General features: G+C 64.3%; 18 protein-coding genes. 11 read left to right on the top strand and 7 right to left on the bottom strand.

Features of this window, described 5'->3' with window-relative positions:
* Positions 1-3 precede the first annotated feature (3 nt).
* The 3 genes from CL52_RS09085 to CL52_RS09075 all read right to left on the bottom strand — a co-directional run bounded on the left by CL52_RS09085 (position 4) and on the right by CL52_RS09075 (position 2,539).
* A complete protein-coding gene (locus tag CL52_RS09085; protein WP_043220020.1) occupies positions 4-1,113 on the bottom strand; it encodes an acyltransferase family protein in 1,110 nt (369 codons plus the stop codon).
* A 115-nt stretch (positions 1,114-1,228) separates the two neighbouring features.
* Positions 1,229-2,146 (bottom strand): DMT family transporter, encoded by a 918-nt coding sequence (locus tag CL52_RS09080; RefSeq protein ID WP_043220019.1) that lies wholly within the window; start codon positions 2,144-2,146, stop codon positions 1,229-1,231.
* Between the two features lie 96 nt (positions 2,147-2,242).
* Entirely contained in the window at positions 2,243-2,539 is a 297-nt protein-coding gene (locus CL52_RS09075; RefSeq protein WP_041105638.1) for a DUF1883 domain-containing protein, read from the bottom strand.
* 85 nt (positions 2,540-2,624) lie between these two features.
* Between CL52_RS09075 and CL52_RS09070 the strand changes: the two genes are divergently transcribed.
* From CL52_RS09070 to CL52_RS09025, 10 genes are all read left to right on the top strand, one after another.
* Positions 2,625-3,764, top strand: coding sequence for an MFS transporter (locus CL52_RS09070; RefSeq protein WP_043220018.1), 1,140 nt, complete (start codon positions 2,625-2,627; stop codon positions 3,762-3,764).
* Between the two features lie 53 nt (positions 3,765-3,817).
* Positions 3,818-4,876, top strand: coding sequence for an RNA methyltransferase (locus CL52_RS09065; protein ID WP_043220016.1), 1,059 nt, complete (start codon positions 3,818-3,820; stop codon positions 4,874-4,876).
* 46 nt (positions 4,877-4,922) lie between these two features.
* Complete coding sequence (locus CL52_RS09060) at positions 4,923-6,245, top strand: leucine-rich repeat-containing protein kinase family protein (protein ID WP_043220015.1); 1,323 nt, start codon at positions 4,923-4,925, stop codon at positions 6,243-6,245.
* Positions 6,245-6,697 carry a hypothetical protein gene (locus CL52_RS09055; RefSeq protein WP_043220014.1) on the top strand — a complete coding sequence of 151 codons (453 nt, stop codon included), beginning with the start codon at positions 6,245-6,247 and terminating at the stop codon, positions 6,695-6,697. Before CL52_RS09060 ends, CL52_RS09055 begins: the two co-directional genes overlap by 1 nt.
* Positions 6,698-6,824: 127 nt before the next feature.
* The gene (locus CL52_RS09050; RefSeq protein WP_043220013.1) at positions 6,825-7,355 is read left to right on the top strand and encodes an Hsp20/alpha crystallin family protein; all 531 of its coding nucleotides are present in this window, start codon (positions 6,825-6,827) and stop codon (positions 7,353-7,355) included.
* Positions 7,356-7,452: 97 nt separating this feature from the next.
* Positions 7,453-7,668, top strand: coding sequence for a DUF2970 domain-containing protein (locus tag CL52_RS09045; RefSeq protein WP_043220012.1), 216 nt, complete (start codon positions 7,453-7,455; stop codon positions 7,666-7,668).
* Between the two features lie 351 nt (positions 7,669-8,019).
* Positions 8,020-9,678 (top strand): nitrite/sulfite reductase, encoded by a 1,659-nt coding sequence (locus CL52_RS09040; protein WP_041105645.1) that lies wholly within the window; start codon positions 8,020-8,022, stop codon positions 9,676-9,678.
* Positions 9,662-10,162, top strand: a complete 501-nt coding sequence (locus CL52_RS09035) for a DUF934 domain-containing protein (RefSeq protein WP_043220009.1) — start codon at positions 9,662-9,664, stop codon at positions 10,160-10,162. The genes CL52_RS09040 and CL52_RS09035 overlap by 17 nt, the downstream gene beginning before the upstream one ends.
* 313 nt (positions 10,163-10,475) lie before the next feature.
* Positions 10,476-11,543, top strand: coding sequence for a phosphotransferase family protein (locus tag CL52_RS09030; protein WP_043220007.1), 1,068 nt, complete (start codon positions 10,476-10,478; stop codon positions 11,541-11,543).
* Between the two features lie 56 nt (positions 11,544-11,599).
* Complete coding sequence (locus tag CL52_RS09025) at positions 11,600-12,367, top strand: SDR family oxidoreductase (protein ID WP_043220004.1); 768 nt, start codon at positions 11,600-11,602, stop codon at positions 12,365-12,367.
* Positions 12,368-12,462: 95 nt separating this feature from the next.
* On the opposite strand, the gene CL52_RS09020 is transcribed toward CL52_RS09025, so the two are convergent.
* Positions 12,463-13,119: a hypothetical protein gene (locus CL52_RS09020; protein WP_043220001.1), complete on the bottom strand. Its 657-nt coding sequence runs from the start codon at positions 13,117-13,119 to the stop codon at positions 12,463-12,465.
* A 220-nt stretch (positions 13,120-13,339) separates the two neighbouring features.
* Here CL52_RS09020 and CL52_RS09015 point away from each other — a divergent pair, with 220 nt between their 5' ends.
* Positions 13,340-14,125, top strand: coding sequence for a TSUP family transporter (locus CL52_RS09015; RefSeq protein ID WP_043219999.1), 786 nt, complete (start codon positions 13,340-13,342; stop codon positions 14,123-14,125).
* Here CL52_RS09015 and nudC read toward each other — a convergent pair.
* From nudC to CL52_RS09000, 3 genes are read right to left on the bottom strand one after another with little or no spacing between them, the layout of a single operon-like run.
* A complete protein-coding gene (gene nudC / locus CL52_RS09010) occupies positions 14,093-14,929 on the bottom strand; it encodes an NAD(+) diphosphatase (protein WP_043219998.1) in 837 nt (278 codons plus the stop codon). The genes CL52_RS09015 and nudC overlap by 33 nt on opposite strands.
* Positions 14,929-16,593, bottom strand: a complete 1,665-nt coding sequence (locus tag CL52_RS09005) for a FimL-related protein (RefSeq protein WP_043219994.1) — start codon at positions 16,591-16,593, stop codon at positions 14,929-14,931. Before CL52_RS09005 ends, nudC begins: the two co-directional genes overlap by 1 nt.
* Before the next feature lie 37 nt (positions 16,594-16,630).
* Positions 16,631-17,443 (bottom strand): crotonase/enoyl-CoA hydratase family protein, encoded by an 813-nt coding sequence (locus CL52_RS09000; RefSeq protein WP_043219992.1) that lies wholly within the window; start codon positions 17,441-17,443, stop codon positions 16,631-16,633.
* Positions 17,444-17,510 lie beyond the last annotated feature (67 nt).

The raw sequence follows: 17,510 nt of genomic DNA, 5'->3' as shown, positions 1-17,510 counted from the left end.
ACCTCACCGGCGGCCTGTTTCCACGCAGGCCGCCGGCGTGGGCGAAGCCTTCGGCTGCGCCGCGCTGGTCAGCGGCTGCTCGATGTAGCGAAAGCTCAACCAGGCAGCCAACAGCGACAACCCCAGGCACAGCGGAACACGGGTAAGCGTCGGCAGGTGCCCGGCATAGGCCATGGTCAGCAGCCAGACCGGGATATGGCACAGGTAAAGCGAGAACGAAACGTTGCCGATCGCCTCCAGCGGTCGCGACAGGACGCCGAACACCACGTCCTCCGAGAACGCCACAAGCGTGAAACACAGCGCCAGAATCAGTGCCACCGCCGTCCAGCGGAAAGACTCCAACGGCTCGAGGCTGCTGCCCAGAACCGCGGCGGCTAACACGGCAATCAGCGCGACGAGCGCCTTGCGGCCGGTGCCAAGCGAACGGATCTGCTCCTGCACCTCATCGAACGCGGCAAGCGTCGAGAGCTTCCAGAGCGCCAGCCCGATGAACAGCCCATTGACCCTGAACAGCCACGCCGGCTCGAAGGGGTTGGCGACGCTGAACCACAGGATGATTGCGGCAACCGCCGGCCAGAAGAAGCGCCGCAATGTCAGCAACAGCGGAAAGAACAGGTAGAACTGGACCTCGAGCGCGATGGACCAGAAATAGCCGAAGTCGGACTCGTGCAGGCCGTTGAAGACATTGGCCATGAAGAAAGCGGCGCTCGTAGCAACGCCGATCAGCAGGTCGAACCCGTAAGGGCCAATGCCGCTCCCCTGCTCCACCAGCGCCAACAGCAGCACTGCCGCCGCCCAGAACCAGGTCGGCGCCAGTACACGGCGGATTCGCTTGCAATAGAAGCGGTACACCGCGCGCAGCTCGAAGCCGTCCTGTTTGCGCAGGAAGGTCGCGCCCATCAGAAAGCCCGAGATGATGAAGAACAGATCCACGCCGACGCCGGGCAGGACGTGCTGCATGAGCCTGTCCCAACCTTGTGCCTGCTCGCCGACCAAGATCACCGAGCCATGGGCAAACAGCACCAGGACGATGGCCAGCCCACGTAGAAACTGGATATTGCGGTTCTTTGCCTGCGCCTGATGCGGGTGCTGCGGGTTGTCGGCCTCGGTCATGCAGATTCCGTACGTCTTCTCCGGTCGGCGATACATCGGTCGCACGTCGTAGCTGCAGACCGAGCCGACCGCCGATCGTTCCGCCGGGCAACCGCCTGGCGACCAGCCGCCGGCATCAGTTATCGGCGGCGTCAGGGGACTGGAGCAGCAACAGCACGATAGCCAGCACCACCAGCACGCTTCCCGGCATCCAGGTCCAGCTGATCCGCGCCGGATGCTGGATGAACAGCACGATCATGGAGACAAAGGGCACCAGATAGCTGTACGCCGTCACTGCGCCAGGCGTCAGCGTCGCGGTAGCACGTTGCTGCAGGAAGAAGGTCATGGCGCTGGAGAACAAGCCCAGGTAGATGACCAGGCCAAGGTCGGCCAGGCGCAGGCGCAACAGCGCCGCCGGGGATTCCCACACCACCCCCATCAGTCCGATCAGCAGCGCGCCGGCGGCCAGGCTCCAGAACGTACGCAACCCGGCCTGCCTCGGCAGCCGGCCATGCGCCAGCCCCCACTTGGTCAGCACCGGATACAGCGCCGACGCCACGCAGCCAAGAAAGAAACCGACCTCGCCCAGGCCGATCCGCATGCCGGTGAAGTCACCGCCGTTCTCCGCCCAGGCCAGCCCTAGCGCGCCCAGCGCACCGAGTGCCAGGATCGCCAGCAGCCGCCCAGCGCGCTGCTCGACAGCGAGTAGGCGGCCCAGGCAGTAGGCCAACAGCGGAACGCTGACGAACAGAGTCGCCATCGACAATGCAGTGATCCGGTGCGCCGCCCAGAACATGGTGCCGAAGAAGCCCGCCAGGCACAGACCCATCGCGCCATAAAGCGCCAGCGTACCCGCTGCTGGCCAGGCATCGCTCTGCCGCCAGGCCAGCGGCACCAGCGCGACGGCGGCGACGGTGAAACGCATGGCCGTCAGCAGCAAGGGCGGCAGCCCCTCGCTGAGCAGGCCCACTGCCGGAAACGACAGCCCGACGAAGGCCGCCCACAGCAACATGCCCAGATGCGCGCGCAGCCGCGCGGTACCCGGGCCGCTCATGTCAGCCCTCCGCCTGACTGAAGCGAAGCGTTGACCATGCGAAGGGTGCGATGAAAATGGCGAAACAAGCAGAACTCCCCGGACAGCGACCCCGCCTTACTGCGGAGCCTGCCGACGAATGACCCTGATCCGGTACTTGAGGTTCGGTTTGCGCGTCACGCTGATGGCCCGACGGGTCACCGTATCGAGCGTGATGTTCCAGAAGCCGGCACTCGGCACGCGGATGCGCGCGGGAAAGCGGTCGAAGGCACCACCGACATAGCTGTGCCGCCCGCCATTCTTGAATGCACGGAAGTTCTTGTCGTTCATCAGGCGGACGTTGCAAGGCTGGTCGCACTCGATCACGACGAGGTCATCTTCATCGAGGTGTTCGCGCTGGTGGATGAATTTCATGGCGGCCCTATGGTTCCGAGGCAGGGGGCGAGACGATAGCATGATGCCCCCGCCGGATTCGCCGGCCCGCTGCCAGGAGTGCTCCATGACCGCGCCCGTTGACGCCAGCCGCTCGATCGCTCGGACGGCCACGCGCTGCGGCTTCTTCATGGCTGGTTTCGGGCTCGCCGTCTGGGCACCGCTGGTGCCCTACGTTCGCGAGCGGATCGAGATGAGCGATGCACTGTTCGGCGTACTTCTGCTGTGCATCGGCATCGGCTCGCTCAGCTGGATGCCGTTGTCCGGGCTGCTGGTGTCGCGCCTGGGCATACGGCCGGTGGTACTCGGCGCGGTTGCCCTGCTCGGCGTTGCCTTGGTCGGCATGGCGCTCGCCGACTCGGTCTGGCTCATGGCGCTGGCCCTGTTCTGCTTTGGCGGCAGCCTGGGGGTGATCGACGTGGTGTTGAACATCCAGTCGGTGCTGGTCGAAACGGCTGTCGGGCGCCGCATGATGTCGAATTTCCACGGCATGTTCAGCCTGGGCGCCATCGTTGGCGCGCTGGCGATGACGTTGCAACTGAGCATGGGTCTGTCGGCCGAATTCGGCACGCTGAGCATGACCGCCGTGGTGGTGATCGCCAATCTTTCGGTTGCCCGCGGCTTCCTGCCCAACCGCGCACCAGGTGGCGGCCTCGCCTTCGTGCGCCCGCGCGGCCTGGTGCTGCTGGCCGGCCTGCTCTGCTTCGCCGTGTATCTCGCCGAAGGTGCCGTGCTGGACTGGAGCGCGCTCTATCTCACGGGAGAAAAGAGCCTGGAGGTCTCCTTGGGCGGGCTCGGTTACGCCGCCTATACGCTGATGGTGACGATCGCACGCTTTGGTGGCGCGCCAGTGATCAACCGTCTGGGCCCGGCACGCGTCATCGCCCTGGGTGGACTGGTGGCTGCCCTGGGCATCGCCCTCACGCTGAGCACCACTAGCTGGCCGTTGGCGCTGCTGGGCTACGGCCTCTGCGGGCTGGGATGTGCCAACGTCGCGCCCGTGCTGATTTCGTCGCTGAGCCGACAGACCATCATGCCAATGCACACCGCCGTGACGGTCGCTACCACCATTGGCTTCGCCGGCGTGCTCGCAGGCCCCGCCTTGATGGGGGTGGTCGCGCAGCTGTTCTCGCTCGGTGCGGCGTTCTTCATGCTCATGCTCCTGCTGCTTGGCATCATCCCGGCCAGCCGTCGTTTCAGCGACTGAGCGCACCGCTGGCGCTGCCCTTTACGCCCGCGCATCGCTAGAATGCGCGCCCTATGCAGATCCAAGACATTCACCAGCAGTTCACCGCTGCCGGCGCCAAGCCGCGCCATATCGGGCGCATGACGCGCGCCTGGCTGCTTGGCCGCGATATTTCCATCGGCCGCCGCCAGCAGCAGGCAGAGGACTTTCTGCCGCTCAGCGTGCGCGAGGCGCTGCCAGCGCTCCAGGCGAGCCTGAACGGCCTCGTACGCCTGCGCTCCGAACACCCGGGCGCCGACGGTTCGGCGCGCCTGCTGGTGGAGCTGGGCGACGGGCAGATGGTGGAGAGCGTGCTGTTGCCGCGCGATGGCCTGTGCGTGTCCAGCCAGGTCGGTTGCGCGGTCGGCTGCGTGTTCTGCATGACCGGCAAGAGCGGCCTGCTACGCCAGCTCGGCAGTGCCGAGATCGTTGCCCAGGTCGCCTTGGCGCGGCGCTTCCGCCCGGTGAAGAAAGTCGTGTTCATGGGCATGGGCGAGCCGGCGCACAATCTCGACAACGTGCTCGAAGCCATCGACCTGCTCGGCACCGACGGCGGCATTGGCCACAAGAACCTGGTGTTCTCCACGGTCGGCGACCCGCGGGTGTTCGAACGCCTGCCCGCGCAACGGGTCAAGCCGGCCCTGGCGTTGTCGCTGCATACCACCGACGCCGCGCTCCGCCAGGCATTGCTGCCGCGCGCGCCGCGCATCGACCCGGCCGAGCTGGTCGAACTGGGCGAGCGCTATGCCCGCACCGTCGGCTATCCGATCCAGTACCAATGGACGCTGCTGGCCGGCATCAACGACAGCCAACAGGAAATGGACACGCTGCTGCGCCTGCTGGCCGGCAAGTTCGCCGTGCTCAACCTGATTCCCTACAACAGCCTGGAAGACGACCAATACCAGCGGCCACAGGGCGAGCGCATCGTACAGATCGTGCGCTACCTGCATAGCCGCGGCGTACTGACCAAGGTGCGCAATTCCGCGGGCCAGGACGTCGATGGCGGTTGCGGGCAGCTGCGTGCCCGCGCCGAACTCGTGCTCGGGCGCCGGCGAGCGGAACGCAGCGTGCCCGGGGCTGTCCCAGCCCGGTAACCGAAGCCGACGGCGGCGCGTATTTCATCCTGGCAAGGAAGCAGGCATGCACAGTCTCGAACAGTTGCGTCGCGGAGAGCTGGCAGGCGCCAGGCGTCTCGATCTCTCGGCAGGCTTGACCCGTTTTCCCGAAGAAATCTACGCGCTGGCGGACACGCTCGAAGTACTGAACCTGAGCGGCAATCAGCTCGACACCTTGCCTGCCGATCTGTCGCGCCTGCATCGGCTGCGCATCCTGTTCTGCTCGGACAACGGCTTCCGGGAGCTGCCCGAGTGCCTCGGGGATTGCCAAAGGCTGGAAATGGTCGGCTTCAAGGCCAACCGCATCGAGCGGGTCCCGGCGGCCGCGCTACCACCATCGCTGCGCTGGTTGATCCTGACCGACAACCGCATCGAGGAGCTGCCGTCAGCGCTAGGGCTGCGTTCGAATCTGCAGAAGCTCATGCTCGCCGGCAATCGGCTGAGCGCCTTGCCAGAAGCGCTCGCCGGCTGCGATCGCCTGGAGCTGCTGCGCATCGCCGCCAACCGCTTGCCGGCGCTGCCGGACTGGTTGTTGGAACTGCCGAACCTTGCCTGGCTGGCATTCGGCGGCAACCCACCGAGCGATCGCCTCGAACAGCTGGCACAGGCCCATGCCGCTACGCGCGCGATTGAGCCCAAGCATCTTCGCCTTGGCCCCGTGCTGGGCGAGGGGGCGTCGGGCGTGGTCCAGCGCGCCGACTGGCATCCGGATGACGGTCCTGGGCGACCCGCGGCGCTCAAGCGCTTCAAGGGTGCCGTGACCAGCGACGGGCTGCCGCGTAGCGAGATGGCTGCCTGCATCGCCGCCGGACCGCATCCGCACCTGTTGCCGGTCATCGCGCCGCTCGCCAGTCCGGCAGAGCCGGCATTGCTGATGGAGCTGCTCGACCCACGCTACGCGGCGCTTGCCGCCCCGCCTTCGTTCGCCAGCTGCACGCGCGACTGTTATGCCGAGGGTCGCGGCTTCAACGCCGCCCAGGTCGTGCGCATCGCCAGTGCGGCTGCCTCGGCGGTGGCCCACCTGCATCGCCGCGGCATCCTGCACGGCGATCTGTACGCACATAATCTGCTCGTCGACGAGAGCGGTGATTGCCGGCTCAGCGATTTCGGAGCAGCCTCGTTTTTCGATCCCTCCGGTCCGCAAGGCGGCGCACTGCAGCGCCTGGAGGCTCGTGCGTTCGGTCACCTGATCGATGAACTGCTGCTTCGGCTCGAACCCGACCACGACCTCGCCACCCTTGCCCTTCTGCGCGACCAATGCCTGGCCACGGAGCCTATGCAGCGGCCGGATTTCCAAACGCTCGAAGCGCGGATCGCCGCGCTTCGCCATGACCTGGACGATCACTGATGGAATCACCCCAACCCGGCCGCGATGAGCAGGCGCCCTACCCTTCGCCCTTCGGCGCGGATGCCGTGCGGCAGGACGCGTTCACGCAGGGCCTGTTGGAGCGTCTGCCCGAGCATCTGCGCGACTCGTTCAGCGACGAACAGCTCGAAGCCTTGCGCGGCATCTTCGGGACACGATCATGGGTCCGCCACCGTCTCGACCTGCGCGGCACGCTGAAGCTGTTCGGCAATCACTACTATTTCGCGATCCTCGCTGGGCGCAACAAACGCAACCTGTCGCGCCCCCAGCAAAATCTCTCGCTGGCGGCCAAGGCGGCGCTGATCACGCTCTTCCTCGTGTTCTCGGCAGCTGTCGGCCTGGTGATCCTCTATCTGCTCAAATCCGCGCTGGGCATCGACCTGATTCCCGGCTTCTCCTTTGGTTTGTGGGACTGGTTCAAGGCCAACCTCTAGGCGGCCGTGGCGTCGCTCGCAGCAGCGAGTGCCTTCGCGGTTGATCCGCATCAAACAGCAGCCGCCAACGCAGGCGAAGAATGCAGAGGCTCTGAAGTTCCGAGGGCTTCTGACAGGAGGTTCTGCAATGAACGATGCTGCAAACAAACCCGTGGCAGGTGAAGAGAAAAAGGCCGCCCCACCAGCCACCCACGAACCCTGGCGCCCATTCGAAAGCCTGCGCCGCCAGGTCGACCGGCTGTTCGACGACTTCGATCTGTCCTGGCACCGCCCCTTGGCCAGGACCGGCGTCGAAACCGGGCCATTCTGGCAAAGCGGGCTGGCACGGCTACCGGCCGTCGACGTTGTCGAAAAGGACGACGCCTTCGAGATCAGCGCAGAGTTGCCAGGCATGGATGAGAAGGATGTCGAGGTCAAGCTGAGCGGAAACACGCTCACCATCAAGGGTGAGAAGCGCCAGGAACGCAAGGAGGAAAAGCAGGGCTACTACCTGTCCGAGCGCTCGTACGGCAGCTTTCAGCGCAGCTTCAACGTCCCCGACTCGGTCGAGAAGGACAAGATACAGGCCAGGTTCAACAAGGGCGTGCTGATGCTCAGCATGCCGAAGAAACCGGGCGCTGCAGACGGTGAGCGGACCATCGCAGTCAGCAAGGACTGACCTGCCCTGGCGGGACGCCCTGCGCCCCGCCTTCCCCGCTCCTGCGTTCTCCAGCGGATCGACTAGACTCCCGGAAAACCGTCATCGCGAGGTTGCCGTGGACGAACAACGAGATCGCCCGCTTACCCTTCGCCAGACCTTGCTCAGCGTCCTGGCTGCAGCACTGGGCGTACAGAGTGGCAAGAACCGGGCACGCGATTTTCAGCATGGCAAACCCAGCCATTTCATCGTGATCGGCCTGATCTTTACCGTCGCCTTCGTGCTCGTGATTCTCGGCGTGGTCAAACTGGTGACCCACCTGGCCGGCGTCTAGCGACGCCTCACTGATGGCTGACCCAGAACACCGCCGTGCCGACCGCCAGAAGGATCAGTATGAAGATGGCTGCAGCATCCGCCAGGCTGTCTTGTTGGTGCGGTCCGATTCGTCTCATCACCCTTTCCTCACGGCTGTTTCGCTTGCGCTTTCCTGCAGTCAAGAACAGCTCGGCAAGCGCGGCAAGGGGCACGCCGGATTTGCTCGACGAACGGGCTTCAGGTTCTAAACATATTCCCAAACATCACTTTTGCGCATAACCGCTTGCTGGTATCTTGCCGCCCCTACCTGAAATGGGTGCGCGCAGCCGTGCCCGCTGGAAGCTGTAGCAGCCTGCACACAGGACACGTCATGTACGTTTACGACCAGTACGACCAACACATCATCGAAGATCGCGTGCGGCAGTTCCGCGATCAGACTCGCCGCTACCTGAGCGGCGAGTTGGGTGGTGAGGAATTTCGCCCCCTGCGCCTGCAGAACGGCCTCTATATCCAGCGTTACGCACCCATGCTGCGCATCGCTGTTCCCTACGGTCTGCTGTCGTCCACCCAGTTGCGCAAACTGGCCTACATCGCACGTCACTACGACAAGGGCTATGCGCACATCAGTACGCGGACCAACGTCCAGTTCAACTGGCCGGAGCTCGAGGAAGTCCCGGAGATTCTCGCAGAACTGGCCACCGTGCAGATGCACGCCATCCAGACCAGCGGCAACTGCATCCGCAACACCACCACCGACCAGTTCGCCGGCGTCGCCCGTGACGAGCTGATCGACCCGCGCCCCTGGTGCGAAATCATTCGCCAATGGTCGACCTTCCACCCCGAGTTCGCCTTCCTGCCACGCAAGTTCAAGATTGCGGTCAACGGGGCGGTCAGCGATCGCGCCGCCATCGAAGTGCATGACATCGGCCTGGAAGCGGTGAAAAATGCCGCCGGCGAGCTGGGCTTCCGCGTCTCGGTTGGCGGCGGCTTGGGCCGTACCCCGATCGTCGGCAGTTTCATCAACGAATTCCTGCCCTGGCAGCACCTGCTGACCTATCTCGATGCGATCCTGCGGGTCTACAACCGCTACGGCCGCCGCGACAACAAGTTCAAGGCGCGCATCAAGATTCTGGTCAAGGCGCTGACGCCGGAGGTCTTCGCCGAGCGCGTGGAAGCCGAGTGGGCACATCTGAAGGATGGGCCGGCAACCCTTACCGATGAGGAAGTCCAGCGCGTCAGCCGCTTCTTCGTCGACCCGGCCTACCGCGACCTGGCCGACCAGGACGCGGAACTGGCGCGCCTGGATGCCGAGCATCCCGGCTTCGCCCGCTGGCGCACACGCAACGTGGTTGCGCACAAGAAGCCCGGCTATGCCGCCGTCACCCTGTCGCTGAAGAAGACGGGCGTCGCCCCCGGCGATGTGACCGACAAGCAGCTCGAAGCCATCGCCGACCTGGCCGATCGCTACAGCTTCGGCGAGGTGCGCAACTCCCACGAGCAGAACATGATTCTCGCCGACGTCGAACAGGCGAAGCTGTTCGAGTTGTGGCAGGAACTGCGCGAACTAGGCCTGGCGACGCCGAACATCGGCCTGCTGACCGACATCATCTGCTGCCCGGGCGGCGACTTCTGTTCGCTGGCCAATGCCAAGTCGATTCCAATCGCCGAGGCGATTCAGCGTCGTTTCGACGACCTGGACTATCTGTTCGACATCGGCAACCTGGACCTGAACATCTCCGGTTGCATGAATGCCTGTGGCCATCACCACGTCGGCCACATCGGCATTCTCGGCGTCGACAAGAAGGGCGCGGAGTTCTACCAGGTTTCGCTCGGCGGCAGTTCCGGGCGCGACGCCAGCCTGGGGCAGATTCTCGGTCCGTCCTTTGCCCAGGACGCCATGCCGGACGTGATCGAAAAAATCATCAACGTCTACGTGGAGCAGCGCACCGAAGATGAGCAGTTTATCGACACCTTCCGTCGCATCGGTATCGAGCCTTTCAAGGAGCGCGTCTATGCAGCGAATCATTAAGGGCGACCAGGTCGTCGACGAAACCTGGCATCTGCTGCCCAAGGAACAGACGCTTGACGACCTGTCCAACTGTGACGATGTCATCGTTCCGCTGAGCCTCTGGCTGGACCATGCACACGCGCTCAAGGCGCGTGACGGCGGGCTGGGCGTCTGGCTGGATTCGGACGAGCCGGTGGAAGAGATTGCCGAAGACCTGCAGCACTTTCAGGTCATCGCACTGAACTTCCCCAGCTTCACCGACGGGCGTCATTACTCCAGCGCTCGCCTGCTGCGCGAGCGCTACGGTTTCAAGGGCGAGATCCGCGCGATCGGCGATGTACTGCGCGATCAGCTGTTCTACCTGCGCCGCTGCGGTTTCGACGCCTTCGCCATTCGCGCCGACCGTGACCCCTACGACGCCCTTCAGGGCTTGAAGGACTTCTCGGTCGCCTATCAGGCTGCCGCCGACGAGCCCATGCCGTTGTTCCGCCGCCGCCAGGCCTGAGCAGTTCCGCCTGCCCGTTGCGTCCAGGCGGCGGGCTCGCTCAGGGACAGGTCGCGTCTCGCAATGAGGCGCGACATCGAGCGATTCGATTCTCGCTTTCCCTCCTCTGCATCCTTTCGGTCGCCTGTCTTTCCGTCGGCCGGCAGGCGCCTTTCCGGCCGTTTTAGCGCAACAGGATGCGCCCGCGAATCAGGCGGCTTGATCAATCGCCAACACCGATGCCAATAAACAGTTGCCAGGCTTGGTGGCCTGAGCTTCGCGCATTAGATTACTGAATCATCCAGCGCACCGATCATAAGCAGAAGGGATAAGCATGGCGCTTGCAGACCAGACCACGCCCATTCGGGAAGGTGAAGAACTCCCAGCCGACGTCATCGACCGCTACCTCAAGGCCCATATGGAGGGCCTGGAAGGTACCCCGCGCATCAGTCAGTTCCCCGGCGGGGCGTCGAACCTCACCTACCTGCTGCAGTACGACAATCGCGAGCTGGTGCTGCGCCGCCCGCCGTTCGGCCAGAAAGCCAAATCCGCTCACGACATGGGCCGCGAGTATCGCATCCTCAACCAGCTCAACCAGGGCTTTCCGTATTGCCCGAAAGCCTACGTGCACTGCACTGACGAATCGGTCATCGGCGCAGAGTTCTATGTGATGGAGCGCGTCAAGGGCATCATCCTGCGCTCGGACTTTCCGCCAGAGCTCGATCTCGACGAGCGCCAGACGCGCGCACTCTGCGAGAGCTTTATCGACAAGTTCGTCGAGCTGCATAACGTCGACTACCAGGCCTGTGGCCTGGCGGACCTGGGCAAGCCCGAAGGCTATGTCCAGCGCCAGATCAGCGGCTGGACCGATCGCTATGAGCGCGCCCTCACGCCGGACGCGCCTGCCTGGACGGCGGTAAAGGACTGGCTGGCAGACAAGATGCCCGCCGACCATCCGAAGCCGGGCATCGTGCACAACGACTACCGCTTCGATAACGTCATCCTCGACCCCGCGGACCCGATGCAGATCATCGGCGTGCTCGATTGGGAAATGACGACCATCGGCGACCCGCTGATGGATCTCGGAAACACTCTGGCCTACTGGATCCAGGCCGATGACCCGCAACCGATGCAGCTGATGCGTCGCCAGCCAAGTCACCGGCCCGGCATGCACAGCCGTCAGGGCTTCGTCGATTACTACGCCGCACGGGCGGGCATCGAAATTCCCTGCATCGACTTCTATTACACCTACGGTCTGTTCCGCCTCGCCGGCATCGTCCAGCAGATCTATTACCGCTACTACCACGGCCAGACAAAAGACAAGCGCTTCGGGCAGTTCATCCATATGAACCAGCTGCTCGAACTGAAGGCGCAGGAAGTCATCTCTCAATCCAGGCTCTAAACGACACGCAGCGTTCGGCCAGGCCCGCTGCTGCGGCATAACAAGAGGAATCACCCATGTCCAAGACCACCCTGTTCGATCTCGACGGCAAGATCGCCTTCGTTTCCGGCGCGAGCCGCGGTATCGGCGAAGCCATCGCCAAGCTGCTCGCCCAGCAAGGCGCACACGTCATCGTTTCCAGCCGCAAGATCGATGGCTGCCAGGCCGTTGCCGATGCCATCGTCGAGGCCGGCGGCAAGGCCAGTGCGATCGCCTGCCATATCGGCGAGATGGAGCAGATCAGTGCCGTCTTCGCGCAGATCCGCGAGCGGTTCGGCCGCCTGGACATCCTGGTGAACAACGCCGCGACCAACCCGCAGTTCTGCCACATTCTCGACACCGACCTTTCTGCGTTCCAGAAGACCGTTGACGTGAACATTCGCGGTTATTTCTACATGTCGATCGAGGCTGGCAAGCTGATGCGCGAGCACGGCGGTGGCAGCATCATCAATGTCGCGTCGATCAATGGCGTGTCACCTGGTGACTTCCAGGGCATCTACTCGATCACCAAGGGCGCGGTCATCAACATGACCAAGGCATTCGCCAAGGAGTGCGCGCAGTTCGGTATCCGCTGCAACGCACTGCTGCCTGGCCTGACCGACACCAAGTTCGCCTCGGCGCTGGTGAAGAACGACGCGATCCGGGAAATGGCACTCAAACAGATCCCCCTGCGCCGTGTCGCGGAGCCGTCGGAAATGGCCGGCGCGGTGCTCTATCTGGCAAGCGACGCCTCCAGCTACACCACCGGCGTATCGTTAAACGTCGACGGCGGTTATCTGGCCTAAGCGGTGATTGGCTGGCGCTCCGCCTGACGCCAGCCTCCAGCGGGCGGTGCCTGCCCGGCCCCGTCCGCTCCCTCCTCGCACGTCCGATACGCTCTTCACTCCACCCGCCAATCGCTCACGGCCTTGCTTGCAGCCTCGTTCAGAGGCCTCACCAACAGCCCGGTGGGCGCCAGTTCCACGGCAAAGCCAGCGCCATCGGCGATCGGCATCAGGCTGGTCTTCGCGTGTTGCAGCGCCACGAACGGCATATCGATCTGAACGCGGTCCAGCCACTGTGTCAGCGGTAGATCCAGCGGCTGCTCGACCAGCAACGCCTCGGCAAAGCGCGAGCCAGCCTGCTGCTCGACGGCCAGATAGCGACCCGAAAGGCTCTCCAACCGATAGCCAGGCTCGAGCCCTATGAAATCACCAAGCCCTTCCCAGCGCAGCTGCCGAAGCTCGAGCTGCCAGAGATCGCCCTCGAGCAGAACACTGTATTGCCGGCCAGCGTGGCTGATCCTGGCTTCGTAGCGGCGCCCCTTCTGCTGCGCGAACGAAACCTCGGCCAGCGTTCGGTCAGCCGGTATCGCGTGATACTGGCTCACTTCATAGGCGAGCAGCCCGACAAGCCCGGCAGCAGCGAGAAACAGCAAGCCCAGATTGCCGCGCAGCCAGCCCAACAACCAGTGACCGCCAAACAATAGCCGCAACGCGACGAGAACGATGAGCAGCGCGAGAGAACCGACGACGACAGCCAGCCCGAGATATTGCATGACACTCTCCTTTGCAGCGCGCGATTATCCGCAGCGCGCCAGCTCACGGCCATAGCCGGCCTGGGAAGCTGTTCACGCCTGTGGCAACTGCCTGTTCCGTAATGCCACGCGACTACCATGCGCCGGACCTGAGCAAACGTGCGACCGAAGACACTTGCCTCTTACCCCGCCGACCAGAGCTGATTATGCTCGTCCACCTGACTGCCAGCTGCGTGCTCTGATGCTCACTTTTCTCGAACTGCCGCTTGATCCCCTCGCCCTGTCGTTGCTTTGTCTGGTTGCCTTTGCCGCTGGCTTCATCGATGCCATCGCCGGCGGCGGCGGGCTGTTGACCCTGCCAGCGTTGTTGACGGCAGGCCTGCCGCCGCACCTCGTACTGGGTACCAACAAGCTCTGCGCCACTTTTGGCTCAGCGACGGCAAGCTACACCTTCTTTCGCCGCAAGCTGTTCGACCCGTTTGTCTGGCGCCGGGCATTGCTTGGTACCGCTATCGGCGCAGCGTCCGGAGCGATCACCGCCCACCTCATGCCCGCCGACTGGCTCAACCAGATGCTGCCGTTGGTGGTTTTCGCCTGTGCGCTCTACCTGCTGTTCGGCAAACTGCCAGACGCCACACCCGAACAGGCCGCCCGGATAGGCAAGCGCCGGCAGTGGCCACAGGGGCTCGGGCTTGGCTTCTATGACGGCGTGGCGGGACCTGGAACCGGGGCCTTCTGGACGATCAGCAGCCTGCTGATGTATCCGCTGGATCTGCTGCGGGCGAGTGGCGTGGCGCGCAGCATGAACTTCGTCAGTAACGGCATGGCCCTGGCGGTGTTCATCGTAACCGGGCAAGTCGCCTGGATGCTGGGCATCGGTATGGGGCTGGCGCTGATGGCCGGAGCCTATCTCGGCGCGCGCACGGCAATCGGGGGCGGCGCCAGGTTCATCCGCCCCGTCTTCATCGTCGTAGTACTGGCGCTGAGCCTGCGCCTAGCCTGGCAGCACTGGCTCGGGGCGGCCTAAGCGGCGCGAGAGGTAGAGCTCGATCAGATAGCGTGCGATCGATTGCGTGGCTGGTAACGGCGGGAGATCGTGAATGGAAAACCAACGCGCATCTTCGATCTCCTCGGGCTGAGGAACGATCACGCCGCCCGCGTACTCGGCATGGAAACCCAGCATCAGTGAATGAGGAAAGGGCCAACCCTGGCTGGCCATGTAGCGAGGCGTATGGATCTCGACGCCGACCTCCTCGCGCACCTCACGGACCACGCATTCCTCGACCGACTCGCCCGGCTCGACATAACCGGCAAGCGTGCTGTACACACCCGGTGCAAACCTTGGTGAGCGGGCCAGCAGCACCTCGTCCTCGCGGGTGACCAACACGATCATGCTCGGGGACAGGCGCGGATAATGCTGCACCTCGCACGCCGGGCAATGCATCGCTCGCTCGCCAGGGCGCTGCTCCATGCGTGATCCACAACTGCCGCAGAATCGATGCTGGCTGGCCCAGGTGCCGATCTGCGCGGCGAACCCCAGCATGCGAAACAGATCCCGATCCTCGCCATGGAGCATCATCAGTTGCCGCAGCGACTGCCACTGTGCCCCGGGTACCTCGGCCGGAACATCCAGTTCGAACAGGTAGACCGGCTCGCCTTCGAAATAACCGATTCCCTGCTCGCTCAGCAGCGGCAAGTCGAGTCGACGCAGCCAGTCACGAGGAAACAGCAGGCCATTGGCATCCACCAGGAACTGCTGCCGGCAGTGCACAAGTGCCGAGCCGGCGGGCGCCAGCGGATCCAGCAAGGCGGCCTGCCAGCGCAGGCTCATCAGGCCGCCACCGGCATGCCGAGCGCGCGAACGCTTTCGCTGGCCAGATCGAGCACATGCGCGCGCGAAGCGTCGCGGCGCAGCACTGCGCCGCCCTCCAGGTAATATTCCAGGCTGGTCAGCGCATCGGCGAGGGTTTCGAGCATCTGCTCCGGCGGCATCTGGGTGGACTCGAGCATCTGTTTCTGAATGAAGTCGGCACAGGCACCGATCAGGTCGGCGGCACGCTCCTGTTCAAGAAAGCGCAATCCACCACGAACCGCTTGAAGACTGAAGGGAACATTGGCCAGATGCAACTTGTCGCCATTGGATTCCAGATAAGCGGTGATGGCCCGCTTGGCCAGTGCCAGCCCGGCGCTCGCTTCGTCGATCACCACGATGCAGGCCTCGGTCAACTGATGGCTGGCAAAAGCGTCCGCTTCGGCGCCTGGCGCCACGGCCTGAGGGCGCTCGCGACGCTCGCCCCGTTCGAGGCTGGCCACCATGCTTTCCACGTAGAGCACCGCATCGGCCAGGCGTAGCAGGGCAGCCGCATCCGGGCTCTGCTCGGCGCTCCAGCTCGAGACGATCGAGACCTGTGCGTGCAGGGTGTTCGCCGCCGAGGACAGGCCGACCATGCCAAGCGTCTTGGCGAGCTTGCCCAGCAGGTTGTGCAGGTTCCCGTAGGCATCCGCCGGCGCAGTGCCTCGTTCGATGAGGTCGAGCAGGTCCTTCAGGCTGGCCAGCTCCTCGCGAATCGCGGTGGACAACGAGCGCATGACCGCTTGGCCCGGGCCAGCCAGCCGCTGCGACTCGTCTTCCAGCAGATGATCGGTGAACGGCAATGGCGAGAGTGAGAAGACCTCGCGGACCTGCATGGCCAAGGGGCCACTGCTGTCGGCCAGCGCGACGAGGTAGAGCAACTCTTTCAATAGGCTGCGCGGAGCCTCGTAGCCGGGGCTGACGATCGACTGTTTGATCTCCCGATCGAGACGTGCGAAGAGCTGCTTGCGCGAGCGCCTGGGTAGCAGCTGTCCGTCGAGCTGCGATTCGATAGCAGCACCGGCGATCCAGCACAGGCGGCCGCCCAATGCCTGGTCGAGCCGCGCCAGCGCCCGTCCCATCAACCTCAGGCTGGCCGCGCTGTTGTCCTCGCGGAGAAAGCCGAGCAAGCCCACCTGGTACATCTGGCGCAGGCGGCGCAGCTCGGCCGCACCGAGCTGCCTGGCCCCGGGCTGCCAGCTGTCGGGACGAGCATGATCGAGGCGAACGCTGAAGAAGAAGCTCTCCGGCAATAGCGACTGCGTGCCGGCCTGACGTAGCGCATTGATCGCCGGCAGCAACAGCTCAGGAATCTCCTGGCGGCTGGCATCGACGCTTTCGAGGTAGCGTCGCAGCACGTACAGGCCGTTGCTCAGCGCAGCGAGCTGCGCGTCGCGCTCTTCGCCGGCGCCGACAGGAATGTCGGTCGCCAGCTGCAGCACCTCCTGGGCGAGCAGTTCTGCGCCTGTCAGCTCGATGAGGTTGAGCGTGCCGCGCACCTGCTTGAGGTTCTCGACCGCCTGCTGCAGCAATCCGCCGTTGTTGCGGTCGATGATGAAGTGCTCGAGGCTCTGCTCGGCCTCCTCCATGGTGGCGAACAGCTCGTCGCGAACCAGGCCCAGGGAAGTGGCTCCAGTAACCATGCCTAGTGCGCCTCCCGCGCAACGTTGTAAAGGCGCATCAATCGGCAAAATCCGGTTTCTGTCGCGCCATGTGTGCCGCCACCGCGACACGCAGATCGGCGGCCTGTAGCATGGCGGCATTCCAGGTGGCGATGTATTCGAGGCCGTCGTCGACGCGATGGTCCCGCATGTAGCGAATCATTTCCTTGGTGCCGCGGATGGCCAGGGGCGACTTCTCGGCAATCTGCCGGGCCAGTTCGTTCACGCCTTCCATCAGCGCTTCCGGGTTTTCATAGACCCGATTGACCAGGCCGATCGCCTGGGCCTCGGCACCATCGAGCGTGCGGCCGGTGTAGGCCAGCTCACGCATCATGCCGTCGCCGATGATGCGCGGCAGACGCTGCAGGGTGCCGACGTCGGCAGCCATGCCCATGTCGATCTCCTTGATCGAGAAGCGGGCGTCGGCGCTGCAGTAGCGCATGTCACAAGCAGAAATCAGGTCGATGGCGCCGCCCAGGCAATAGCCCTGGATAGCGGCGATGACCGGCTTGCGGCAGTGGTCCACGGCATTGAAAGAAGCTTGTAACGACAGGATCTTGCGCCGCAGCTGCTCGGCATTGCGGCCGACGTCCTTGCCGAGCTGGGCGCCGACCTGGGCGAGCAGCTGCAGATCGATGCCGGACGAGAAATGCGGCCCGGCCCCGCTGAGGACGACCACCCGCACCTCGTCGGTGTCGTCGACCCAGCGAAAGACATCGACGATTTCGGCCCAGAAGTCAGCGCTCATCGCGTTGATCTTCTCGGGGCGGTCGATCACGACCTGAGCGACTTTGTCGGCCAACTCGACACGAAAGGCTTTGTATTCGTTCACGCTATCATCCTCGACAGCCGGCGCAGGAAGCGTCGGCACAATGCCCGCCGACGGCTCGTTAAAGCCG

The sequence above is a fragment of the Stutzerimonas balearica DSM 6083 genome (assembly GCF_000818015.1).
GTDB classification, from domain to species: Bacteria; Pseudomonadota; Gammaproteobacteria; order Pseudomonadales; family Pseudomonadaceae; genus Stutzerimonas; species Stutzerimonas balearica.
Note: the sequence above shows the minus strand (reverse complement) of the source record. Positions and strands in the feature narration are given on the sequence as shown.